Annotated in this window: 27 protein-coding genes, 3 tRNA genes and 1 riboswitch; of the genes, 20 read left to right on the forward strand and 10 right to left on the reverse strand. The window is 36.6% G+C overall.

Annotation, left to right across the window (positions count from 1 at the left end; genetic code table 11):
- From FNW07_RS12865 to FNW07_RS12895, 7 genes are all read left to right on the forward strand, one after another.
- A tRNA-Lys gene (locus FNW07_RS12865) sits at positions 1–73 on the forward strand.
- A 37-nt stretch (positions 74–110) separates the two neighbouring features.
- Positions 111–183, forward strand: a tRNA-Lys gene (locus FNW07_RS12870).
- A 40-nt stretch (positions 184–223) separates the two neighbouring features.
- Positions 224–306 (forward strand) — tRNA-Leu (locus tag FNW07_RS12875).
- Between the two features lie 111 nt (positions 307–417).
- Positions 418–1,314, forward strand: coding sequence for a MerR family transcriptional regulator (locus FNW07_RS12880; protein ID WP_126745079.1), 897 nt, complete (start codon positions 418–420; stop codon positions 1,312–1,314).
- 57 nt (positions 1,315–1,371) lie between these two features.
- Positions 1,372–2,829, forward strand: coding sequence for an NAD(P)/FAD-dependent oxidoreductase (locus FNW07_RS12885; protein WP_126745080.1), 1,458 nt, complete (start codon positions 1,372–1,374; stop codon positions 2,827–2,829).
- Between the two features lie 3 nt (positions 2,830–2,832).
- Entirely contained in the window at positions 2,833–3,672 is an 840-nt protein-coding gene (locus FNW07_RS12890) for a phytoene/squalene synthase family protein (RefSeq protein WP_126745081.1), read from the forward strand.
- A 10-nt stretch (positions 3,673–3,682) separates the two neighbouring features.
- Positions 3,683–4,126 carry a sterol desaturase family protein gene (locus FNW07_RS12895; protein WP_126745082.1) on the forward strand — a complete coding sequence of 148 codons (444 nt, stop codon included), beginning with the start codon at positions 3,683–3,685 and terminating at the stop codon, positions 4,124–4,126.
- Between the two features lie 45 nt (positions 4,127–4,171).
- Here FNW07_RS12895 and FNW07_RS12900 read toward each other — a convergent pair whose 3' ends face one another.
- Genes FNW07_RS12900 through FNW07_RS12915 form a run of 4 tightly spaced genes read right to left on the reverse strand, consistent with a single transcriptional unit; the run spans position 4,172 to position 6,269 of the window.
- On the reverse strand, positions 4,172–4,708 hold the full coding sequence (locus FNW07_RS12900; protein WP_126745083.1) for a DUF4252 domain-containing protein: 537 nt from the start codon (positions 4,706–4,708) through the stop codon (positions 4,172–4,174).
- A 29-nt stretch (positions 4,709–4,737) separates the two neighbouring features.
- Positions 4,738–5,286: a DUF4252 domain-containing protein gene (locus tag FNW07_RS12905; RefSeq protein WP_126745084.1), complete on the reverse strand. Its 549-nt coding sequence runs from the start codon at positions 5,284–5,286 to the stop codon at positions 4,738–4,740.
- 40 nt (positions 5,287–5,326) lie between these two features.
- Complete coding sequence (locus tag FNW07_RS12910; protein ID WP_126745085.1) at positions 5,327–5,773, reverse strand: hypothetical protein; 447 nt, start codon at positions 5,771–5,773, stop codon at positions 5,327–5,329.
- Complete coding sequence (locus tag FNW07_RS12915) at positions 5,760–6,269, reverse strand: RNA polymerase sigma factor (protein ID WP_126745086.1); 510 nt, start codon at positions 6,267–6,269, stop codon at positions 5,760–5,762. Before FNW07_RS12915 ends, FNW07_RS12910 begins: the two co-directional genes overlap by 14 nt.
- A 194-nt stretch (positions 6,270–6,463) precedes the next feature.
- Here FNW07_RS12915 and FNW07_RS12920 point away from each other — a divergent pair, with 194 nt between their 5' ends.
- Entirely contained in the window at positions 6,464–7,081 is a 618-nt protein-coding gene (locus FNW07_RS12920) for an N-acetylmuramoyl-L-alanine amidase (RefSeq protein WP_126745087.1), read from the forward strand.
- A gap of 70 nt (positions 7,082–7,151) precedes the next feature.
- Here FNW07_RS12920 and FNW07_RS12925 read toward each other — a convergent pair whose 3' ends face one another.
- Together FNW07_RS12925 and FNW07_RS12930 are read right to left on the reverse strand one after the other, a co-directional pair.
- Positions 7,152–8,225: a YncE family protein gene (locus tag FNW07_RS12925; protein WP_126745088.1), complete on the reverse strand. Its 1,074-nt coding sequence runs from the start codon at positions 8,223–8,225 to the stop codon at positions 7,152–7,154.
- 4 nt (positions 8,226–8,229) lie between these two features.
- Entirely contained in the window at positions 8,230–10,059 is a 1,830-nt protein-coding gene (locus FNW07_RS12930) for a TonB-dependent siderophore receptor (protein WP_126745089.1), read from the reverse strand.
- A gap of 29 nt (positions 10,060–10,088) precedes the next feature.
- A riboswitch (cobalamin riboswitch) is annotated at positions 10,089–10,297 on the reverse strand.
- A gap of 106 nt (positions 10,298–10,403) precedes the next feature.
- Between FNW07_RS12930 and FNW07_RS12935 the strand changes: the two genes are divergently transcribed.
- Genes FNW07_RS12935 through FNW07_RS12950 form a run of 4 tightly spaced genes read left to right on the forward strand, consistent with a single transcriptional unit; the run spans position 10,404 to position 14,278 of the window.
- The gene (locus FNW07_RS12935) at positions 10,404–11,267 is read left to right on the forward strand and encodes a T9SS type A sorting domain-containing protein (RefSeq protein WP_126745090.1); all 864 of its coding nucleotides are present in this window, start codon (positions 10,404–10,406) and stop codon (positions 11,265–11,267) included.
- Positions 11,268–11,323: 56 nt separating this feature from the next.
- Positions 11,324–12,463 carry an ABC transporter substrate-binding protein gene (locus FNW07_RS12940; RefSeq protein ID WP_126745091.1) on the forward strand — a complete coding sequence of 380 codons (1,140 nt, stop codon included), beginning with the start codon at positions 11,324–11,326 and terminating at the stop codon, positions 12,461–12,463.
- Between the two features lie 46 nt (positions 12,464–12,509).
- A complete protein-coding gene (locus FNW07_RS12945) occupies positions 12,510–13,496 on the forward strand; it encodes an iron ABC transporter permease (protein ID WP_126745116.1) in 987 nt (328 codons plus the stop codon).
- Positions 13,496–14,278: an ABC transporter ATP-binding protein gene (locus FNW07_RS12950; protein ID WP_126745092.1), complete on the forward strand. Its 783-nt coding sequence runs from the start codon at positions 13,496–13,498 to the stop codon at positions 14,276–14,278. The genes FNW07_RS12945 and FNW07_RS12950 overlap by 1 nt, the downstream gene beginning before the upstream one ends.
- Here the strand turns inward: FNW07_RS12950 and FNW07_RS12955 are convergent.
- From FNW07_RS12955 to FNW07_RS12965, 3 genes are all read right to left on the reverse strand, one after another.
- Positions 14,275–15,882, reverse strand: a complete 1,608-nt coding sequence (locus FNW07_RS12955) for a class I SAM-dependent methyltransferase (protein WP_126745093.1) — start codon at positions 15,880–15,882, stop codon at positions 14,275–14,277. The two genes, FNW07_RS12950 and FNW07_RS12955, sit on opposite strands and share 4 nt — an antisense overlap.
- A gap of 83 nt (positions 15,883–15,965) precedes the next feature.
- Entirely contained in the window at positions 15,966–16,421 is a 456-nt protein-coding gene (locus FNW07_RS12960) for a tRNA (cytidine(34)-2'-O)-methyltransferase (protein WP_126745094.1), read from the reverse strand.
- A gap of 24 nt (positions 16,422–16,445) precedes the next feature.
- A complete protein-coding gene (locus FNW07_RS12965; RefSeq protein ID WP_126745095.1) occupies positions 16,446–17,021 on the reverse strand; it encodes a pseudouridine synthase in 576 nt (191 codons plus the stop codon).
- A gap of 161 nt (positions 17,022–17,182) precedes the next feature.
- Here FNW07_RS12965 and FNW07_RS12970 point away from each other — a divergent pair, with 161 nt between their 5' ends.
- Positions 17,183–17,557: a hypothetical protein gene (locus tag FNW07_RS12970; RefSeq protein ID WP_126745096.1), complete on the forward strand. Its 375-nt coding sequence runs from the start codon at positions 17,183–17,185 to the stop codon at positions 17,555–17,557.
- A 68-nt stretch (positions 17,558–17,625) separates the two neighbouring features.
- On the opposite strand, the gene FNW07_RS12975 is transcribed toward FNW07_RS12970, so the two are convergent.
- Positions 17,626–18,000 carry a VOC family protein gene (locus FNW07_RS12975; RefSeq protein ID WP_126745097.1) on the reverse strand — a complete coding sequence of 125 codons (375 nt, stop codon included), beginning with the start codon at positions 17,998–18,000 and terminating at the stop codon, positions 17,626–17,628.
- Between the two features lie 148 nt (positions 18,001–18,148).
- Here FNW07_RS12975 and rmuC point away from each other — a divergent pair, with 148 nt between their 5' ends.
- From rmuC to FNW07_RS13010, 7 genes are all read left to right on the forward strand, one after another.
- Positions 18,149–19,513: a DNA recombination protein RmuC gene (gene rmuC, locus FNW07_RS12980; RefSeq protein WP_126745098.1), complete on the forward strand. Its 1,365-nt coding sequence runs from the start codon at positions 18,149–18,151 to the stop codon at positions 19,511–19,513.
- 12 nt (positions 19,514–19,525) lie between these two features.
- Complete coding sequence (locus FNW07_RS12985) at positions 19,526–19,894, forward strand: 6-phosphogluconate dehydrogenase (RefSeq protein ID WP_126745099.1); 369 nt, start codon at positions 19,526–19,528, stop codon at positions 19,892–19,894.
- Positions 19,895–19,897: 3 nt separating this feature from the next.
- Positions 19,898–20,446, forward strand: coding sequence for an acyl-CoA thioesterase (locus tag FNW07_RS12990; RefSeq protein ID WP_126745100.1), 549 nt, complete (start codon positions 19,898–19,900; stop codon positions 20,444–20,446).
- Positions 20,447–20,624: 178 nt separating this feature from the next.
- On the forward strand, positions 20,625–21,287 hold the full coding sequence (locus FNW07_RS12995; RefSeq protein WP_126745101.1) for a TetR family transcriptional regulator C-terminal domain-containing protein: 663 nt from the start codon (positions 20,625–20,627) through the stop codon (positions 21,285–21,287).
- Positions 21,284–22,591: an AarF/ABC1/UbiB kinase family protein gene (locus FNW07_RS13000; RefSeq protein ID WP_126745102.1), complete on the forward strand. Its 1,308-nt coding sequence runs from the start codon at positions 21,284–21,286 to the stop codon at positions 22,589–22,591. The genes FNW07_RS12995 and FNW07_RS13000 overlap by 4 nt, the downstream gene beginning before the upstream one ends.
- An 89-nt stretch (positions 22,592–22,680) precedes the next feature.
- Positions 22,681–22,734 (forward strand): hypothetical protein, encoded by a 54-nt coding sequence (locus FNW07_RS13990; RefSeq protein ID WP_305069003.1) that lies wholly within the window; start codon positions 22,681–22,683, stop codon positions 22,732–22,734.
- 143 nt (positions 22,735–22,877) lie between these two features.
- Positions 22,878–23,561 (forward strand): SDR family NAD(P)-dependent oxidoreductase, encoded by a 684-nt coding sequence (locus FNW07_RS13010; protein WP_126745103.1) that lies wholly within the window; start codon positions 22,878–22,880, stop codon positions 23,559–23,561.
- Positions 23,562–23,572 lie beyond the last annotated feature (11 nt).

The following is a 23,572-nucleotide window of genomic DNA, read 5'->3' on the forward strand; positions in this document are numbered from 1 at the left end:
GACTCGATAGCTCAGTTGGTAGAGCACATCACTTTTAATGATGGGGTCCTGGGTTCGAGCCCCAGTCGGGTCACAAAATGACCAATCATTTACAGAATTTCTTGAAGCATGACTCGATAGCTCAGTTGGTAGAGCACATCACTTTTAATGATGGGGTCCTGGGTTCGAGCCCCAGTCGGGTCACAAAAAGTCGAGCATTTCCTGCTTGACTTTTTTTATTTACGGCCACGTGGAGAAACGGTAGACTTGCCAGCTTGAGGGGCTGGTGCTCGCAAGGGCGTGTGGGTTCAAATCCCACCGTGGTCACAATAACAAGAAAAGCCTATGCGAAAGTGTAGGCTTTTTGCGTTTTCACATCCACTCTACACCGTTTATCAAATAAAATCTTTATTTTTGTTTAACAAAAATGATTATTCCATGAACATTAAAAATGTCTTTAGTATAAAAGATCTTGAAAATCTCTCTGGGGTAAAAGCGCATACCATTCGGATTTGGGAAAAAAGATATAATATCCTGCAACCAATGCGATCTGATACGAATATCCGTTACTACAATCTGGAAAGTCTCCAAAAATTACTTAACATTACTTTATTACATAATCACGGTTTTAAAATTTCAAGGATTGCTACATTTTCGGATGAAGCAATCTCACAAATGGTCCTGGATGTTTTATCTGAAAAAAGCGTAAAAAACCATGCCATCAATGCACTTAAAATAGCAATGATGAAGTTCGATCAGACATCGTTTTCTGTAACTTATATTAATTTACTGGAAGAAAAATCTTTTAACGAAATTTTTTACGAAGTCTTTATTCCTCTTCTGGAAGAGATAGGCCTGTTATGGCAAACAAACACCATTACTCCTGCCCACGAACATTTCATTTCCTATCTGATCAGACAAAAATTACTGATAAATACTGAAAAAATTCAAATGCTGCCCCGTACCAAAACTGACAAAGTGTTTATTTTGTATCTGCCATTGAATGAAATCCATGAATTGGGATTGATGTATCTTCACTACGAGATTATGCTACAGGGTTATCAGTCCATCTATTTGGGTGAAAGTATCCCTATGGAAAATCTCAATGATCTGAAGCGATATTTTGACTCCATTGTGTTTGTATCCTATTTTACAGTTCAGCCTCAAATGGATCAGATTGACGACTACCTTACTAAATTTACTAACGAAATTTTAAATGATTCAACTTCCAAATTGTGGCTTTTGGGAAAAATGACGCGGTTTATCGATACTAAAAAACTGATTCCGAACACAGTAATATTCGACACTATCTCTGAATGCGTCGATAATCTTTAAAATATTATATTATAAAATCATTTTCTTGTTCAAGTATTTTGTATTTTTGTTAAACAAATGAAAGATATCAAAATAATAGGATCCGGTTTCTCTGCTCTTTCTGCAGCTTGTTATTTGGCTAAGAGCGGTCACACAGTTACTGTTTACGAGAAAAATGCCGCTATAGGTGGTCGGGCACGGCAATTTAAAAAAGACGGATTTACTTTTGACATGGGTCCCAGCTGGTATTGGATGCCCGACGTATTCGAGCGTTTTTTTGCCGATTTTGACAAAAAACCATCGGACTATTATCAACTCATCAAATTATCCCCTGCCTACCGTGTATATTTTGGAATCAATGACTTTATTACCATTGCCGATAATCTGCCGGAAATCATTTTAGCTTTTGAAAAAATCGAAAAAGGCAGCGGAGTGGCTTTGGAATCTTTCATAGCAAAAGCCAAAAGTAATTATGATATCGCCATCAAAAATCTGGTTTACCGCCCAGGGATTTCTCCAATTGAATTGATTACCACTGAAACGGCATTAAAATTAGGACAGTTTTTGAGTACCATAAGTAAAGATGTCCACAAAAAATTTAAGAATCAGCGATTAATTCAAATTTTGGAATTTCCCGTTTTATTCTTAGGCGCAAAACCATCCCAAACGCCATCCTTTTATAGTTTTATGAACTATGCTGATTTCGGATTGGGAACCTGGCATCCTAAAACAGGAATGTTTGATGTCGTATCAGCGATGGAAAAACTGGCGTCGGAGCTGGGTGTCCGCTTTCATACCAATTCTAATATTGAGAAAATAGTCGTAGAAAATAACAAAGCAGTTGCGTTAATTGTCAATGGGGAAATCCGTTACGGGGATGTGATTGTCAGCGGGGCTGATTACCATCATACGGAAACACTACTTGATCAGCAACATCGGATGTACTCCAAAAAATATTGGGAAAGCAGGATTTTTGCACCCTCATCACTATTGTTTTACGTGGGATTTAATAAAAAATTAAAAAACATTTCGCATCACAATTTATTTTTTGACGTCGATTTTGATCAACACGCGACAGACATTTATGACGCACCACAATGGCCTAAAGAACCTTTGTTTTACGCCAATTTTCCTTCCATGACAGACGAAACAGCGGCCCCTGAAGGCATGGAATCCGGATTCTTTCTTATTCCTTTAGCACCGGATATTATTGATTCAGAAGAATTACGTATGCAGTATTTCAATAAAATTATCGAACGTTTTGAAACGATTACTCAGCAAGACGTAAAAAAGAACATCCTATTTAAAGAATCATTCTGTAAAAATGATTTCGTTGAAGAGTATAATTCTTTTAAAGGAAATGCCTATGGATTGGCCAATACATTATTACAGACCGCTTTCCTCAGGCCGAAATTAAAAAGTAAAAAAGTCAGGAATCTGTATTTTACCGGGCAGCTGACTGTTCCGGGACCAGGAGTGCCGCCTGCTTTGATTTCAGGAAAACTGACCGCAGGATTAATCGAGAAAAACATTTAAATCATGAAAGCTATTTTTGATAAAATTTCGTTTGAATGTAGTAGGAATGTCACTAAATCCTACAGTACGTCCTTTTCGTCAGCAGTAAAAATGCTCGGACCGGATATTCGCCAGGACATTTATAATGTATATGGGTTTGTTCGTTTTGCGGATGAAATTGTCGATAGTTTCCATGATTATGACAAGGCGATTTTATTTGCGCTATTTGAAAGAGACTTGGAATTGGCGTTAAAGAATAAAATCAGTTTAAACCCTGTGTTGAATTCATTCCAACATACAGTTGCGAAATACAACATTCCTTTGGAATTGATTGCGTCCTTTATGAAAAGCATGAGATTGGATTTGACAAAAAACCAGTACGCTACCCAGGAGGAATACAACGAATATATTTTTGGATCAGCAGATGTTGTGGGTTTAATGTGTCTGAAAGTTTTTGTTAAAGGGAATGATGATCAATATGCCGAATTGAAAAATGCTGCCATGAGATTGGGTTCGGCTTTTCAAAAGGTCAACTTTTTGCGAGATTTAAAAGCAGATTTTGAAGGCCTAAACCGTTCGTATTTTCCCAATACTGATATGAACCGACTGGATGAGACTTCCAAACAGAAAATTATTGAAGAAATTGAAGCCGATTTCAAGGCCGGGTATGAAGGTATTATAAATTTGCCTCTGGACGCGAAATTTGGCGTCTACACCGCATATATCTATTATAAAAAACTGCTCTATAAATTAAAAATGACGCCTTCTGCTCAAATAAAAAACAGCCGGATCCGGGTTCCCACCTATCAGAAATATGGGCTTTTCGCGAAGTGTTATTTTAGTTATAAGCTGAATATCATTTAAATCAAAAATAATGGGATTACAAATTTTAGTTTTTCTGATGACTTTCTCCTTTATGGAATTCATGGCATGGTTCAGCCATAAATACATCATGCATGGTTTTTTGTGGAAATTGCACGCCGACCACCATAAGAAAGATCATAATTCGTGGTTTGAAAAAAATGATGCCTTCTTTATTTTTTATGCGATTATCAGCATCGTTTTTTTTCTGCTATGGCGCCATGGCATTTTAGAAATCGGACTGTCAATTGGAATCGGAATTTTCGCCTATGGTATGGCCTATTTCATCGTCCACGATATATTTATTCACCAACGCTTCAAATTGTTTCGCAATGCCAACAACGCATATGCTCGTGCGGTCAGAAGAGCACATAAAATGCATCATAAACATCTTGGCAAAGATCATGGGGAATGTTTTGGCATGCTAATGGTACCATTCAAATATTTTAAAAAATAAAAAAGCGCTTCGATGGAAGCGCTTTTTTTAAAATAAACTGTAAAACTATTTCTTCAGCATCTCTACTATTGGTTTCAATTGTTCCATATCAAGGTTGGAACTTTTCAAAACAGACATCATCGTCATAATTCCCGTCGGATTCATATCTTTTCCTAAAATGCGGACGACCGCAAAGCCATTTTCTTTTTGGTTGGCAAACAACACAAACTCTTCGATATGTTCATCATCGCCTACAAAGCTTACAGAAGCTCCTTCTTTACCGTTACCAAACTTCATTAACTGCTGGTATTTCTCGTCTTTTAAAATCGTAACCACTTTCGCTCTTTCTGTATCAAATTGTGCTCTGTTAGAATCATTTAGTTTAAAAGCTAAAATGTTCATTTTATCAAAGGATTTCAATGCTTCATTCTCTTCGGCAGATAATTTTGTTTTGTCGACATTCAGAATACTTGGCGAAACATCCAAAGCTATAAAATTTTTGTTTTCGGTATTTTCAACAAAATATTTCTGCAAAGTAGGTTCATTATGGCAGCCAGTTAAAAACAAGCTGCAAATAATTGCGATGATATAGATTCGTTTCATGATAATTTATTTACGTTTTAACGACTCTATTATTTAGAACCTTTTGGACCTTTAGAACCTTTGGTTGCTTTTTTCAACTCATCACCACCCGGCATTCTCATCTTATCTGTCAACACTGAAATCTCATTCAAATCGAAATCACCTGTCAAGGACATTAATACGGTTTGATTCCCTTTGGAATTCCCTTCCATAAACATTAGCAATTCTTTAATCTGAGAATCTTTTGAACCTGATTTTACCAAAATCTTGATGTTTTTTCCGTTATCGGTCACACGCATCAATTCTTCCAATCCTGCAGTTTTCAAATATTTATCTGAAGTTGCCTTCATCTCAGCTGAAACTCTTGTGCTGGTTGTGGTAAACACTTTAAGATTATCTAATTTTTTGATTAAATTCAGATACTGTTGCGCTTCCTTATCGGAAGCATCCATTTTAACTTTACTCATCAATTCAAACATTTTTTTGTTCACAATGATTGAAGTTACATCATCCTGTCCGTCAAATTTATCAAATGCATTTTGTGCAAAAAACAGGGTTGGCAATAAAGCGAATATCAGTGTTATAATTATCTTTTTCATAATTTCTTATTTGTTGTTTTTTATTTAATTTGTTTTCATTTTAATATTTGAACACTCTGTCTCGGGCGACTTCATATTCGTTAATAATATGCACACTTTCTATGCCCACATTCACATTCTCTGATAATAATGCCAATGCTTTCTGCGTTTCTACAAAAGCAACTTCCGGATCGTCATAAGAGCCCAAATCCTGATTTTCTACATTATTATTATTAAAATAGGTGAATGTTCCTATTCCCAGCAAAACAACAACTGAAGCAGCAATCGATAACCACGCTACATTACGTTTTTTAGATTGTAGTGGAATTTCTTGCTTAAACTCTTGCTTTTTTGCCTGAGAGAAATAGCCAAATAATGGCTGGTATTGCTCCAAATGCTGCGCAACATCTGAGGATGAAAAATAATTTTTCAATTCATTTTCTTCAGCAATACTGGTTTCTCCCTGAAAGTATTTTTCTACTAATATTTCTATTCTATCTGATTCCATAACTGTGTGTTTTTGACATAAATTCCCGTACCGTTTTTCGTCCTCTTGAAAGCGCCACACGAATGGCGGTTTCGTTCATATCTAAAATTTTAGCGATTTCCTCAAACTCATATTGTTCGATGTCCCGCATTTGAATAATCAATCTTTGCTGTTCGGGCAGCTCATTTATAATTTTTTCTACCCAGCTTAAACTGTCCAAATCCTCTACCTTCTGTTGTACACTCGCTTCCCTGTCGGTGAAGTTATTATGCACGATTTTTAAATTACCGGCTCTCTTTGATTTCAACTGGTCCAGACAATAATTTTTGGTCATCGTCATCGCAAAAGCTTCAACACTATTATAATCGCCTAACGCTTCATTTCTGTTCCACAATTTAACCAACACTTCCTGTGTGGCATCTTCTGCTTCTTCTGTACTTACCAGTAATCTTTTTGCGAGTCGGAAGACTTTGTCCTTAAAAGGAGAGATTAACTGCACGAACTCTTTTTGGTTCATTTTATAGTTTATTAGGTCGGTTATATAAGCAAGACGAGGCTTATTATTTTTTGTTACACCAAAAATAAAAATAGCGAGAATTTCAGAGGTCAAAATGCTTATAAGGAGGAAATTACTGACTTATTTCATATTCCTATACAATAAAAGGTACATTTATCCGATAATATAAAGGAACAAAACTCAAAACCTAAAACATGAAAAACACAACCAAATTATTTTTAGCACTTACATCAGTGGTTTCTTTTGCATTTGTAAAACCTTCACCAGAAGAAGTAAAACAGATCAACATTGTTATTGATGCCGGTCATGGCGGATCAGATATGGGTGCCAAAACGCATCTTTTTACCGAAAAACAGATTGTGGAGCAGATCACGCACAAGATTTATGCGATGAATACCAATAAAAATGTGGTAATTCACCTGACCAGAAGCTCTGACATTTTTGTTCCGTTAGAGGAAAGGACCAAAACAATCAATGCATTAAAACCGGATTTGGTTTTATCGTTGCATGTGAACTCCAGCAAAAACAAATCAAAATCCGGAATGGAAATGTATGTTGCAAAAGAAACCCCATCGGCTCCAGCCTCGCATACACTTGCCACACAACTTTGCAATAAATTTTCGAATACTAATTTGAAAACATCCGAAATAAAAACAGCTAATTATCATATCCTGAAAAAATCACAAGTTCCCACAATCCTTATTGACTTAGGATATTTGTCAAACGAAAATGATAGAAAATACCTGACCGGTGAAGAAGAGCAAAATCAAATCGCTCAAACCATTGTCTCATTCATCTCGGAATTAAAATAAAGATATTCACATATAAAAAAAGGCTTCCGATACGTGGAAGCCTTTTTTTATATGTGAAGCACTAATTGAATTAGTCATTAAAATAAAAACCTGCAGGAATAACACCTACAGTATAATCATGTTCCAATACTCCTGTTAACGAATAAATATACACTTTTCCGTTGGCACTATAATCTCCTGCATCACCAACAAAGATTTTGTTGTTTTCCACTTTAAAACTATAAATTCCATAAGCGCCCTGACTTGTAGTGGTAAACAAAGGGGTTGCAGGTAAGGTCGTTGCCGTTAAAGTAGTTTTAAAAATTCCTGAATCCAAAGTATAATACACCGCTTCGTTTTCAATTTCCAAATTAGAAGGATGTGATGCCGTCGCAAAATTAATTGTGCCGGTAACGGTATTATTACTCAAATCCACCTTAACCAGTTTACCAGCACTTTCAGCACCCGACCAAGAAGGTTTCCCTCCACAAATTACATATAGATTTCCATTATTTATTTCAACAGAATTTGGAAGATCTCCAACCGGAATACTTGTTGAAACGGTATTCGTAGCCGAGTTAATTACCGAAACGGTACTTCCAAAACCATAACCACCATAATGGGCCACATATAATTTATTGTTATATTCAACGATTTTTTCCGGACCTTCCAAAACTGAGATTGTACTTGAAACTGTATAATCGGTAAGGTTGATAACGGCTACGAAATCATCATTTGCATCATTCCCATTTCCCCAGTTCGTTACATAGCCTTTACCATTTGCAAAAGCGATATATCTCGGATTACTCAATCCTGTAGTAATTGTTGCTACCGTTTCAAATGAATAACGATCTACAACCTCTATTTTATTAGAACCATTCAATATGATGAACGCATAATTGTTGTAAAAACCCATGTCCTGAGCGGTATCACCTAAAGTAATCGTGGGATTCACTACTGAAAAAACAGTGTTTTGAAAGGTTGCAAAATCATTAGAGAGATACGAAACAGATGCATTCCCATTTCCAAAACCACCTTGATTCAAAATTAAGGCACCATTGTCATAAGTACCAAGAGGCGCATCCTGCACATTATCATTATTATCGCAAGACACCAAAAAAACAGTACTTATCAATGTGACTAAAATTACTTTTTTAAAATTCATTGTATTAAAATTTAAGGGTTAGATTCATATTTATATTTCTGCCAGGCATGGGTCTCATCGACACACTTTGGTAGTTTTCGTTTAGAAGATTCAGGATCTGAAAGCCTAGTTTGCACGTACTTATTTTTCCGAAATTATAATCAATTCCCAGATTTGAAACTTTGTAACTATCCAAAGCATAATAATTATCCGAGGAAGTAAACACTTGACCGTTATATAGAAATTGGTAAGAAGCCGTTACTTTTTTGAAGGAGTAAGATGCTGAAGCGGTGATCTTATGAAATGGGACATATATCAGCTGTTTGTGTTTTTGTTCATCATTTGAAACAGTATAAGCATACGTTCCATTCAGCTCAAAATGATGTTTCCCTGTATTTTTAACCCAATTAAATAACGCTTCAGTTCCGTAGGTAGTAACCTTGGCGATGTTATTTGGTGACCAGACTCCATTTGGACCCGGTGACCACCGTAACATATCCTCTATTTTAATATAATAACCTGTGGTGGAAAGAGTAATGTTTTTATATTTTATCTCTTGTCCCATTTCGGTCTGGAAGGAACTTTCGGGTTTTAAATTGGGGTTTCCGCTTCCCTGCCAATACAAATCGTTAAAAGTGGGAATTCTGAAATTTCTGGAAACGTTGTATTTTAAGGCATAATTTTTAGAAATGTCATATTTTGCCCCTAAAGAATACAAAATAGGGCTTTTATAATTTGTCGTAAATTCTTTTCTGAAACTGATTTCATATTCCAAATTCTCCAAAATACGATGTTTCATCAATAAAGCTCCCGAACCGATTTGTCTTTTATTTTCACCAATATCCGAACCATAACCTTTCGTTTGCGTGAAATCAGCAAGCACATTTAAACAGATATTAGAACCTGCTTTAAAACTTAAATCGTATTTGACGATACTCGTTTCAGCTTTCCCTTTGGTAAAAAAAACAGCATCCTTATCTTCGAAATATTTATATTCTTCATCCAGAAAAGCCAGCTTCAGTTTGGATATAAATTGCTTATAAGCTCCAACCCATTCCAACATATTCCTGGCATTTACACTCTGGTATTTACTTTTTGAAGGTGCCGCAAGGGTTCCCGAGAAATGTCTTTCGCTATCAAAAAACTGACTGTATAGCTTTAACGTATTTTTGGTATTTATTTTATAGCCAACACTCGCATTGAAACTCGTGCTGTAATATTCTCCGTTTTCGTTTTTTTTACTCGTATACAGATACTTATAATCATTTTCAGAATTGTTTCGGGAAATACTAACCTGAGAACTTATGTTTTCATTGGAAGCTTTCAGATCATAATGTACTCCCAAAGTATTAAAACTCCCGAAGTTCAATTGCAATTCATTCACAAACTGATTCCTGAAATCCAAATCATTATTCAGGTGAATGCTTCCGCCAATGGCACTGCTGCCATAAATTGCGCTTCCACCGCCAGCCCTTACAGATATCGAACTAAAATCGCGTGTGGTTATCGTATTGAAATCGGTTTGTCCGTTAAGTTGTGAATTGATGTTGATCCCGTTCCAGATGACCGCGGTCTGTTGTGCGGTTGTTCCTCGGAAAGAAGGCGAAGAAACCATGCCAAGACCATTTTCTTTAAAATAGATAACCGTATTATAATTCAAAAGCGAAGTTAATGACGGCTGGTTTTTCTCAATAATCGAATCGTTTAATTTTTGAACCGATTGGGTGTTGGAGAAGTTTTTAAGATAGGTGTCGGAAATGAGGACTTCATTTAAGTTTGTTATAGAATCATGCTGAGCCAAACCAATTTGGCACATAAATAAAAGACAAAATAAAAGTAGCTTTTTCGCAGTCATAATTTCTGAACTTTTTTTCCCGAAAGTTCGATATTCGTTAAGAAAAAGGCAGGTCTCCTGGCTTGCGTCTTGTTGTTTACCTTCCCAAATAGCTGAAATAATCAGTAACTCAGTGGTTTTGTAGATAACAACAAGCTTAGTAGCTTACAGTTGCGGGAACAGCTTAGGTTTTGAACCTAATTCCCTTTTAATGTGATTTATGAAAATCATAATCACAACCTTAATTCGAGTGCAAATATAGGTTCTCAAAAAGGAATTAACAATGTTTTTTTGAAGAATGAATATAATTTCGGACTTTCTTTAATATTTTTCTTATTTTTATAACTGATTTGAAACCTATTATCATGAAAAAAACAATACTCTTTCTTTTGTTTTCAACTTTTGCAATGGCACAGTCCACTGTTGAAATTCGAATAGTTAATGCATCATTTGGGCAACCTTTATTTAATTATACAGTTAATCAGACGACCGAATCCAATGATGCGGTATTAAATGCAATTTTTCAAACGCACCATGTTTATAGCTATATACCAAAAGGTGGGCATCCTTATCCCAATTATGCAAATAAGGTAATGGAAGCCCAATGTAATAACTGTAACTTGAATCAATTAGCTCTAGATTTGCAATCCTATTCTACGGTAGTAGCTGCTGCCAAAGTTTCAACTTATGGCTACTTTAAAGATGCTTTGAGACTGCAACTTTTTAATTTAAACTATGGGATTCCAACAGGAACTAACAACAACATTATTGTTACAAATGATGCGGGACTAAATCAAATTTTTCAGAATTATAATGTCTTTTATTATACGCAATCCTTTCCATATGCCTCTATTGGATCTTCTCTATTAAGAGTTTTTGATGTAGTTTGCAATTGCGACAATACCTTATTGAAAACGGCATTGGATAATTACAATACTTTAGTTGACCATGCCGAATATATTAACGCAGCCTATTTACTTGGAAATTCACAATTTGATTTATCCAAAACGACCATTTATCCAAATCCATTTGAAGATACTTTTAATATTAATGGTACAGAAGGGATTATAAATTATACTGTTTTGGATAACACAGGAAAACAAATAATTAATACTAAATTAAAAAGTGAATTAGATAATTTTTCTCCTCAATTAAATTCTGGTCTTTATATCTTAAAACTTCAATTTGAAAACGGACAGAATGCCAACTATAAATTGGTAAAGAAATAAAATTCCATTTTGCCGTAGGATTCTTATACCTTTGCATTCTTTGCAAAAGTTTTATTATGAAATCAAATATTCGCCGTATTGTTCTGTTTTTGATGGTAATCTCCTTGCTTGGATGCAAAAAGGACCAAACAACTACCCTTACTGTAACCAAAGCACAAAATTCGATTCAATATGCCAACGGCTTGGAAATCTACAAACATGAAGGCTATTCGGTTGTAAAAATTACGAATCCGTGGCCGGAAGCGAAAGAAAGCTTAACCTATATTCTAAAGCAAAAAAATGGAATTATCCCGGACAGTCTGAAGCAGTTTACCACTATTCCCATTCCGATAAAATCCATTGTGGTGACTTCAACTACTCATATTCCCTCACTGGAAATGCTTGGTGTTGAAAATACCTTAATCGGATTTCCGAATACGGATTATATTTCTTCTGAAAAAACCCGCCAACTGATTGATGCCGGGAAAGTCCGGGAAATCGGTAAAAACGAAAACCTGAATACCGAAGTCCTGATTGATATGGCCCCGGATGTAATCGTCAGTTTCAGCCTGAACAACAGCAATCCAACGTTAACAAATTTACAGAAAAGCGGTTTAAAAGTAATCCTAAATGGTGATTGGACCGAGCAGTCTCCACTGGGAAAAGCCGAATGGATCAAGTTTTTTGGCACCCTGTATGGCTTGGATAATAAGGCAAATTCGCTTTTCTCAGAAATCGAAAAAGAATATAATGCGACTTTGGCTTTAGCCAAAAAAGCAACAACGAATCCTACTGTTTTGAGTGGTGCAATGTTTCAGGATCAATGGTATGTGCCTCAAGGCGAGAGTTGGGCCGCTTTGTTCCTGCAAAATGCCCAATCAGAATACCTTTGGAAAGACAGTAAAGGAACCGGAAGCCTGACATTACCTTTCGAAAACATTTTAGAAAAAGCTCAGCATGCCGAATTCTGGGTTGCGCCCGGAGATTTTTCTTCCCTAAAACAAATGAGTGACAGCAACCCGCATTACAATCAGTTTGCGTCATTTAAAAATAAAAAAGTATATTCGTATGGTGTAAATAAAGGAGCCAAAGGCGGAACTATTTATTTCGAATTGTCTCCAACACGACCCGACTTAGTCCTTAAGGATTTGATTAAAATTTTTCATCCTGAATTATTACCCAATCATAAACTTTTTTTCTTTCAGAAATTAGAATAAATTGAACCATACCACCCGAAATACCGCTCTTTTCATATTCCTGACCATGGGACTTTGTTTTTTGTTTGTCATCAACATCAGCCTGGGTTCAGTTTCAATTCCGGTAAAAGAGATTTTCACCAGTCTTTTTGGAGGAAATGCCACTAAAGACACTTGGGAATACATCATCATTAACTACCGTTTGCCAAAAGCTATTGCAGCGGTTCTCGTTGGAATGGGACTTTCTATCAGTGGATTGCTGATGCAAACCCTGTTTCGAAATCCGCTTGCAGGACCTTATGTTTTGGGATTGAGTTCCGGTGCCAGTTTAGGGGTAGCCATGGTTATTTTGGGCGCGGCTTTTCTCCCGCCTTTTATAGCTTCAGTTTTATTATCTTCCTATGGTATTGTTTTGGCTTCCAGTTTAGGAAGTTTTTTTGTGTTATTGGCAGTTTTGGCGGTTTCCCAAAGGCTGCGCGATACCATGGCCATTTTAATTGTGGGATTGATGTTTGGAAGCTTAACCAGCGCGATTGTAGGAACCTTAACCTATTTTAGTACTGCTGAACAATTGCAAAAATTTACTTTTTGGTCGTTGGGGAATTTGGGGAATTTATCCTGGACAGCAATACTCATTTTAACAATATGTACAGCCATCGGCTTGCTGATGGGGATTTTCAGTATCAAGCCATTAAATGCACTTCTTCTGGGAGAAAATTACGCCAAAAGTCTGGGGTTGAATTATAAAAAAGCGAGACTGGTCATCATTTTTGCCACGAGCATTCTTGCAGGAAGCATCACAGCTTTCGTAGGACCCATTGCTTTTATAGGGTTAGCTGTTCCACATATTGCAAAACTAGTTTTCCAAACCAGCAATCACAATATATTATTTTGGAGTACGTTGGTTTTTGGAGCCATCATCATGCTGATCTGCGATATAATTTCGCAGGCACCGGGAAGCGATATTACCTTACCAATAAATGCCGTGACATCTATTTTTGGCGCTCCTATTGTTATTTGGCTATTGGTTAGAAAACGAAAAATGATGGCATAATGGAAAACACAATCATCTTACAAGCTTCCTCTATCAGCATTGGCTATTCTCATAAAAAAGAACAAAGCATTGTTGCTGAAAATATTGATCTATCACTCAAAAAAGGAAAGTTAGTCGCTTTGATCGGTGCTAACGGAATTGGAAAATCGACTCTTTTAAGAACGATAACCGGAATTCAGAAAACCATTTCAGGTACCGTTTTCCTCAATGGAAAAAACATCCATGAAAGTGACGCGTTGACCTTGGCACAGAATTTAAGTGTCGTTTTAACCGAAAAATTACCTCCTAGTAACTTAACTGTTTTTGAACTCATTGCATTAGGAAGACAACCGTACACAAATTGGATCGGAAAGTTAACTGATACTGATATTGCAAAAGTGAACGAAGCGATGGAAATGACGCAAATCAGTCACTTAGCAGCCAAAAAACATTATGAAATCAGTGATGGACAATTGCAAAAAGTCTTAATCGCCCGCGCTTTGGCACAAGATACTCCATTAATTGTACTGGATGAACCTACAACCCATTTGGACTTACTGCACAAAGTATCATTATTCAAATTACTGAAGAAACTGACTCAGGAAACCCAGAAATGCATTTTGTTTTCCACGCATGATATTGACATGGCGATTCAGCTGAGCGATGAAATGATTGTGATGACTGCGGAAACTGTAGTCCAGGATCAGCCCTGTAATTTTATTGCAAACGGGACTTTCAGCACGTTATTCAAGGATGATCATATTGTTTTCGATAAGGAGAAAGGTAAATTTATGATTGTCTAATCACCCTTCAACAAATTGATGCTGACGGTTGCCAACTCCGAATCCGGGAATTTTCTAAAAACATGAGTATCCGGAAATAATCCAGCTTCGGCACATATTTTATGTAACACTTCAATTTCCACAATAAACTGATCTGAAAAACCGTGTGTCGCATCATACGCCGTAGCGGCAGTCTTCCCTAAATTGCTGGCTGTCAAATGTGGTGCAATAGTATGTAATTCAATCATCAGCAAACCATATTTACTCACATAAGGTGACCATTTCTTGAAATGTTCCAACAAGTTATCTTCTACCCAATTGTTATTGATTCGTTGGCCACGGTGTGCAAAAGCTCCTGTGGATTCACTAACTCTATCGTTAGTTAAGTGATTTGGCATTTCCCAAATCCGGTTGTGATCCAGAAATGTTCTGACGTTCAGTAAATCTTTCAGGTCAATATTATAATTCTCGATCAGGTCATTTGCCAATAAATCCGGACGTCCAATATCACCCCAAATCACTTTGGCCCAAATATCCGCTTTTATAAGGTTTGCCCTGGTTACTTTCAGAGCTGTCTGATTATAATCGGCACCCACCAAAAATAAAGGATGATCATCGAGCATTTTACCACGGAGTGTCTGTCGATCGATTACTTCAAAAACATGCTGTAAAAAAGCGCCATTTCCACAACCCATATCCAAGATTCCTTTGGGCTGTTCTTCAATGGGCAGATTGAATAATTTTATCAGGATTTCATCTACGATTTTGAAATAGGTATCATGGGCCCCACCGCTTCCCCAAACGTTCATTTCCCTGTCGACATGGATTTCATCCTCCCCTTCCGAAACAGTTCTTAAAACATTCGGATTACCGAAAAGCAGTTCGTCCATTTTACTGAAAGTGGGCAGATATGAAACTGTTACCCCGTAAGCTGTGGCTCTTTTAGCAAAAAACAAACCGGTTTCTGTAAATTGGTAATTGCCGTTTTTTTCGGTAAACCAACCCAAATGGCCAAAGAAGTCTAATATTTTTTTGAAGTTTTCAGGTGATTTGTGGAACTCTTCGGGACGGAAGGAAATTTCCATAAAATATTTATGAAACATGCCGTTCATGCCCAATCGGACTAATGTTGGCCCGACCAAAGCACCTTCAATGTGTTTTAAAATCTGATATTGTATGGAATTTGTCAAAGCATCCTCCGAGAACTGGATGCCGTAATTATTTTTGTATTTTTCGAATATGACATTCAGTTTTTCAAAAGGAGCATCTTCAAAAAGCCGGGGATGAAACTGCATCGAGAACTGAAGCAAATCCACCACATCTTCATACAGGTGAAACATCGAAAAAGCTATTTCACTTTTTTCGGTAACTGAAAAACGGATTTCGCCATTTTTATTATTGATATTATAATTCAAAAATCCCTGCGAACATAAAACACGAAGACCGACATTCAAGTAGCCTTCATTGGCTTTAAATTTGGTTCCAAGTTCCGATAGTGTTGCTTCCTTTTTGTCCACAATATATTCTAATACGCCTTTCTTTTGAAGAGAAAAGGCTACTGGCGCGGTTACCAAACCATCCAAATGCCTAAAAATGGAACTTCTGAGGGAAATTTTATCTATCATATTGTACTATTTAAAGACATTTATCGTATTGCAATGTCTCACTCAAATATATAAAATTTCATACGCAAAAGAGAATCTTCCTCTTAAATATCATATTCAATTTGTCGTTTTGCCTCACCAATAGCGAAGGCTACCGCATTTGCCAGATTGTAACTGCGCACCAAGGGTGAAATAGGAATTGTAAGATGATTTGAAAATGTCGCCAAAATGCCTTCGCTCAACCCGACACTTTCCTTTCCGAAAACCAACCAATCCCCGTCTTGGAATTTAGCATCCAGATACGAAGTCTCACTATGAGAACTGAACAAGAACACACGGGAAATATCCGGAATTTGCCCCATCCAATCATCGACGCTCGAATATTCTTTCCAATCAAGATGTACCCAATAATCCAATCCGGAACGCTTGAGGTTTTTATCGGTAATCTGAAACCCGAAAGGATGAATCAGATGCAGGCGATTGCCTGTGCCTACGCAAAGTCGTCCAATATTTCCGGTATTATTTGGAATTTCAGGTTCTACTAAAACAATGTTTAACATATTTATATTTGATAAATTTTATTACTATAGGTCCAATTGAAAATCGGCAACCTGAAGCACTTCCCCAGCTTGCAAATCCTTCAGATAGACATTCCCAATACGGACACGAATCAACCGAAGTGTTGGAAAACCAACCGCTGCTGTCATTTTCCTCACTTGGCGAAACTTCCCTTCATTCACGGTAATAGAAACCCAGGATGTAGGGCCATGACGCTCATCCCGTATTTTTTTTCCCCGGGTACCAAAAGCCGGAACTTCTTTCACCAGAAAAGCATCGCAGGGTTTGGTTATGTATTTTGTGCCATTAAAACCAATTTCGACACCTTTTTTAATTTTATCAATAGCTTCCTGGGTGATAATACCATCAACCTGTACGTAATATTCCTTATCTACTTTTTTACTGCGCACCATTTCACTTACTTTTCCGTCGGTGGTCAATAAAAGTAAGCCTTCGGAGTCTTCATCAAGTCGCCCAATCGCCATGGTTCCGGCGGGAAAATCATACAATTCCCCCAAAAGTTTTTTCTTTCGCTTCAACTCATAAATAAACTGGCTCAAATAACCATATGGTTTGTGAATGATATAATGAGAATGTTGCATTTTACGTACTTTAGAATGCAAAGATAATCTTGTTTTCTGAGATTTAACAAGAGTTATCCACTTTCCGTAAAGTGTCCAAAAGCTATGTTAAATGACTGGATATTTCAAGATAAAAGATGTAATATTATAGTTGGAGAATAAATAATAAAAAACACAATGTCATGGAAAGCAAAGATTTAGGTTCAAAAAAGATGAACAACAAACAAAATGTGAATGAGGGCTTTAGTGGAGACAACATGTCGGCGATGCATAATCCTTCAGGACCCATTCTAAAACCGGATGTCGAAATTGACTTAAACGGAAATCCAATAATCGTTCAAAGAGCACGGGACTTAGACACGACACCGGTCCATATTCCTGAGCCACCTCATCATCATTGGAATGAAGATGAAAACATGAATCGGGATTTATCCGAAGGTGAAGTAAAAAGAACAATAGAAAACAAAGACAGAAATTCAGATATAACAGCCAATAGATATCCAAATTCGAACCCGGAAAACCGTGAAGACCGTGGAAATATGAAACTTGATGAATAATGAATTCAACATTTAAAAAAAGCCGACAGGATTATTCTTATCGGCTTTTTTATATTTAAAATTCTTATTTAAGATAGCTTAAATTCAGGATTGTATATTAAACCAATACAGTTGCCCCATGGATCTTTAACACTGGCAACCATAATATCGCCACCTACATTTTGGGGTTTCTCATGTGCCGTGGCACCCAGGATTAACATTCTTTCATATTCGGAATCAATATCATCTACACCCCAATAGGCCATGACGCTTTCCTGCTTTTCGATGGCAGGGATTTCTTCAGGCTGCAGTCCCAATTCATAACCTCCAATATTGAAACCGACATAATACACCTCATCAAAATAAGGTTCCGTCTGAAACAGATGTGCATACCATAATTTTGCTTCAGCGATGTTGCCCACTTTATAGATTACAGTTCGCAACCCCAAAATAGTAGTTTTCATAATAGCTTGTTTAATTCTACTCTCAAATATACTCAGAAAATCAAACAAATGCGAGAACAAAATCGGCTTTTTCAGAAGTAAATTCAATTTCAAATTAACTAATCCGTAATATTCCTTACTTTTACTTTCTACAAAAATAACTAGCTGTATGTCTGAAATGTTTTCTCTGTTAATTGTCTTTTTTATTGCGCTTGCCATTGGTGTTTATGTTGGAAAACTCGTTTTTTCGGCCCGGTTTCAATCGGAAAAAATTGGATTGGAAGAAAAATTGCTCAGTATGACCGCGCAGTTCCAAAATCTGAAAGAACAACAGGCCGAGGACAAAACCGTCTTTGAGAAACAACTGCATCAGGCAAATTTTGAAAAAGAAACCATCCGCAACGAAAAAGAAGCGTTAAACATTCAACTGACGAAAAAGGAAGTCGATTTCGAAAATCTTTGGGAACGCAATAAAGAGCAGAAAGAAGAAGTCGAAAAGCTACAGGAAAAATTTACCAAAGAATTTGAAAACCTGGCCAATAAAATACTGGAAGAAAAATCGAATAAATTTACCGAACAGAACAGGGAAAATATGAAAAATATCCTGTCACCATTGCAGGATAAAATTCACTTATTCGAGAAAAAAGTCGAAGATACCCACAAAGAAAGCATAGATTATCATGCGGCGCTGCGTCAGCAAATTCTGGGATTGAAAGAAATGAATCTCCAAATGAGCAGGGAAACACTCAACCTGACCAAAGCATTAAAAGGAGACACCAAAATGCAGGGAAATTGGGGAGAATTGGTTTTGGAAAGAGTCCTGGAGAAATCCGGTTTGGAAAAAGACCGGGAATACTATGTACAGCAGTCCCACACCAATGAGGATGGAAACCGTGTTTTTCCTGATGTGGTGATTAATCTGCCTGACGGAAAAAAGATGATAGTCGATTCCAAAGTTTCCTTAATCGCCTATGAAAAATACATTAACGAAGAAGACGACCTTTTAAGAATCGGCTTTTTAAAGGAGCACGTGAATTCCATAAAACGCCATGTGGAACAATTGGGTGATAAAAACTATCATGATTTATACCAAATAGAAAGCCCGGATTTTGTACTTTTATTTATTCCGATGGAACCAGCTTTCGCAATGGCCTTAAATGAAGATACATCGTTATACAACAGGGCATTTGAGAAGAATATTGTGATTGTTACCCCTTCTACCCTTTTGGCGACTTTGCGCACGATTGACAGTATGTGGGCAAATCAGAAGCAACAGGAAAATGCCTTTGAAATTGCACGTCAGGCGGGAGCATTGTATGATAAGTTTGAAGGGTTTGTGAGTGATTTAATAAGAATCGGAAAGAAAATAGACGAAAGTAAAACCGAATATCAGGGGGCTATGAATAAATTAGTAGAAGGAAAAGGCAACCTGATAACCAGTGTGGAAAAACTCAGAAAAATGGGAGCTAAAGCAAAGAAAACGCTTCCGGAGAATATTTTAAAAAGAGCTGAAATAGACGAAACCGAACTTTAAAAACCAACTAAAATGAGAAAACTTCTAATTATTATTCCCGTTGCGTTACTCTTGCTATTACTTTGCTATTATGCCTTTTTATATTATGTTCCTTATAGTGAAGGCGTCCGTTCCGGCGAACTGATAAAAATCAGCAATAAAGGAATGGTCTATAAAACTTGGGAAGGAGAAGTCAGCCAGGGAATTTCCGGGGCACAAATATTTGCTTTCTCTGTTTTGGACAAGGACAAAAAAGTCATTGAAGACCTTAAAAATTTTCAAGGCCAGTATGTGAAAGTCACCTATATAGAAAGATACCGGACTTTTTCGTGGTGGGGTGATACTAAATATTTTGTCACGAATGTTGAAAAGGAACAATCTCCTCATTTTAACAACCGCTAAAGAATGGAATCCAACTTTAAAACAGTACGCTCATCAAAGGTGACGATTTCAGAATTGATGCTTCCTTCACATTCTAATTTTAACGGAAAAATCCATGGTGGCTATATTTTGTCGCTGATGGATCAGATTGCGTTTGCCTGTGCCTCTAAATATTCGGGTTCGTATTGCGTAACTGCATCAGTCGATACGGTGGATTTTTTGAAACCTATTGAAATTGGCGAATTAGTTACAATGAAAGCTTCGGTCAATTATGTTGGGCATACTTCTATGGTCATTGGTATCCGTGTGGAATCCGAAAATATCCAAACCGGAAAAGTGAAACACTGTAATTCTTCTTATTTTACGATGGTGGCCAAAAACGACGCGGGAACTTCCGTGCTGGTTCCGGGACTAATTATATCAAATATGGAAGAAGTGCGACGTTTTTACAATTGCCTAAAAAAAATGGCGCTAAAAAAAGAAAGAGAACGTAATGAGGAAACTTTCGATTATAGTTCCAAAGAGGTTTTAAACGAACTCGCACAATATAATGTTTCAGTAAAACTAAAATAGTTGATTCAATTTAATCAGCAATTCTAATATATCACGACACTTCTTAGCTTGAATCAACTTTCAAATTGCCATTTCTAGAAAATGCTTCTCAAAAGCATAAAATAAAGTGAAATTTGTTTAACAATATTTACAAACCGTTAAACATTACATACCTTTAGGCTCTAAATCAGAAATACACATGGCAACTAAAAAAACAGCACTTACAAAAGATAAAATTATCTCTATGTATATAAATTATACCTTGGAGCATAATCACAAACCAAAATCAGTTTACAATTTCACAAAACTAAATGGCATTTCGGAAACAGAGTTTTACAGCTTTTTCGGAACGATCGAAAGTATCGATAAGGAAATTTTCAAGACTTTTTTTGAAAAGACAGTAGAGTTACTCTATAAAAACAAAGACTATAAAGATTATGACATGAAAACTAAAATGCTGAGTTTTTATTTCACTTTCTTCGAATTATTGTCTGCCAACAGAAGCTATGTGGTCATGAGTTTGAAGGAACATCAGAACCAACTGAAAAATTTGATGCAGCTTTCAGGTTTGAGAAACAGTTTCAAAAAATATGCTTCCGAAATAATTACCGACGATTTCAGAACACAACAGGAACGTTTCCAAAATTTCCAGGAGAAAGCCATTCAGGAAGCCTTTTGGATACAGCTTTTACTGACTATGAAATTCTGGCTGGACGATTCGTCGCCTGCATTTGAAAAAACAGACATCTTTATTGAAAAATCCGTAAAAGCTACTTTCGAATTAATGAATATAACGCCAATTGACAGTTTGATTGATTTTGGCAAATTCCTTTTTAAAGAAAAAATACACAACAAATCATGAAAACCATCGATTATATTCCAACATCAAAAATAGAACGTGCAAGTAAATTAATGCAAACCGGCGCTAAAGTGGGTGTTAACTATTTGAAATATTACGGAGAGAAATTAATAAACCCCGATATCACCAAAGACAAACTCAACGAGAATAATGCTGAAGACATTTATGGTGGCCTGAAAAGCCTCAAAGGAAGTGCTTTGAAAGTAGCGCAAATGTTAAGCATGGACAAAAGTTTTTTGCCACAGGCTTATGTAGAAAAATTTTCATTGTCCCAGTTTTCTGTCCCGCCATTATCCGCACCATTAGTATTGAAAACCTTTAAGACTAATTTCGGAAAAACACCTTATGAAATTTTCGATGAGTTCAATGCCAATTCAGTAAATGCCGCCAGCATTGGTCAGGTGCATTTGGCGGTAAAAGACGGTAAAAAACTCGCCGTAAAAATTCAATATCCTGGGGTCGCCAATAGCATTTCTTCGGATTTAGCTTTGGTAAAACCAATCGCGATCCGAATGTTTAACCTTCAGGGAAAAGATTCGGATAAATACTTTAAGGAAGTCGAAGATAAACTGATCGAAGAAACCAATTATTTATTGGAACTGAAACAGAGCCAGGAAGTCGTTAAAGCGTGCAAAAAAATATCAAATTTGGTTTTTCCGGAATATTATCCTGAATTTTCTTCCGATAAAATCATTACCATGGATTGGATGAAAGGCATCCATCTTTCGGAATTTACCAATAAAAACACCGATTTAAACACCGCTAATACAATCGGTCAGGCTTTATGGGATTTTTATATGTATCAGATTCATGTGCTGAGAAAAGTGCATGCTGATCCGCATCCCGGAAATTTTCTGGTCAACGAAAAAAACGAACTCGTAGCGTTGGATTTTGGCTGTATGAAACAAATTCCGGATGATTTCTACCTCCCCTATTTTGAATTGATTGATAAAAAAGTAATCGATAATAAAAAAATCTTCAACGAGAAATTATTTGCTTTGGAAATCCTGCGAGCGGATGACAGTAAAGAAGAAATCGAATATTTCACCAAGATGTTTTATGATTTATTGTCGCTTTTCACCAAACCGTTTCAGAAGACGACATTTGATTTTTCCGATGCCTTATTTTTTGAAAATATCGCCAAATTGGGTGAACGATTTGCCAATGACACCAATCTCAGAAAAATGAATGGCAATCGTGGTTCGAAACATTTCATCTATATGAACCGAACTTTCTTTGGATTGTATAATTTGATGTTTGATTTGAAAGCCGAAATTGTGGTCAATCAATATCAGAAATACCAATAAAAATATGAATCAAAGAGCTTAATGATCTGGATAAAGAATTAGTTATAGAAATGACTTGGTAAAATCGAGCCACTTTCCATGCTATTTTATTGAATTTTGGATTAAAAGAACAGCAAGTAATTAATTTGTTGCAATCCCAATGAAGGCTTCGAGTTTGAAAATGTGGTGCAAGTGAGTTCACGGAGGAAAAAACAAAGAATGAAAAGTTGCGAGCATTTAAAGAAGTACGTTTTAAATGTACGATGCAAAGACAAATCAATAATAAATAAAATTTCAAAAAGATAATATGAAAAACATTGTAATCATTGGCGGAAGCAAAGGAATAGGGCATGCCATTTTATTGCAGCAACTCGAATACAATACGGTTTTCAATATCAGCAGAACCGCTCCTGAAATTACGCATCCTAACCTGAAACATTTTACACTGAATGTGCTCCAGGATGAACTTCCGGAAATAGAAAGCATCGATGCGCTGATTTATTGTCCGGGTTCCATCACCTTAAAACCAATTATGAGTTTGAGTATTGATGATTTTAAAAATGATTTTGAAATCAATGTGCTTGGTGCTGTAAAAACCATCCAGAAATATTTACCGGCATTAAAAAAAGGAAACAATCCCTCGATTGTATTATTTAGCACCGTGGCCGCAAAATTAGGAATGCCGTTTCATGCCAGCATTGCCACAGCCAAAGCAGGTGTCGAAGGACTGGTAAAATCGCTTGGTGCTGAACTTGCTTCCGTTCTCCGAATAAACGCCATTGCCCCAACGATTACGGAAACATCCCTTTCGGCAAATATCCTGCGAAGCGACCGAATGAAGGAAAATATGATGGAGCGTCATCCGATGAAAAATTATTTAAAGCCAGATGAAGTTGCACAAATGGCGCATTTCCTTATTTCGGAAAATGCCAAATCCATTTCAGGGCAGGTTTTCGAAATGGACTATGGATTGGTCACCTTTAAAATGTAAATAAGAATAAA

The organism is Flavobacterium sp. GT3R68 (genome assembly GCF_007109225.1).
GTDB lineage: Bacteria > Bacteroidota > Bacteroidia > Flavobacteriales > Flavobacteriaceae > Flavobacterium.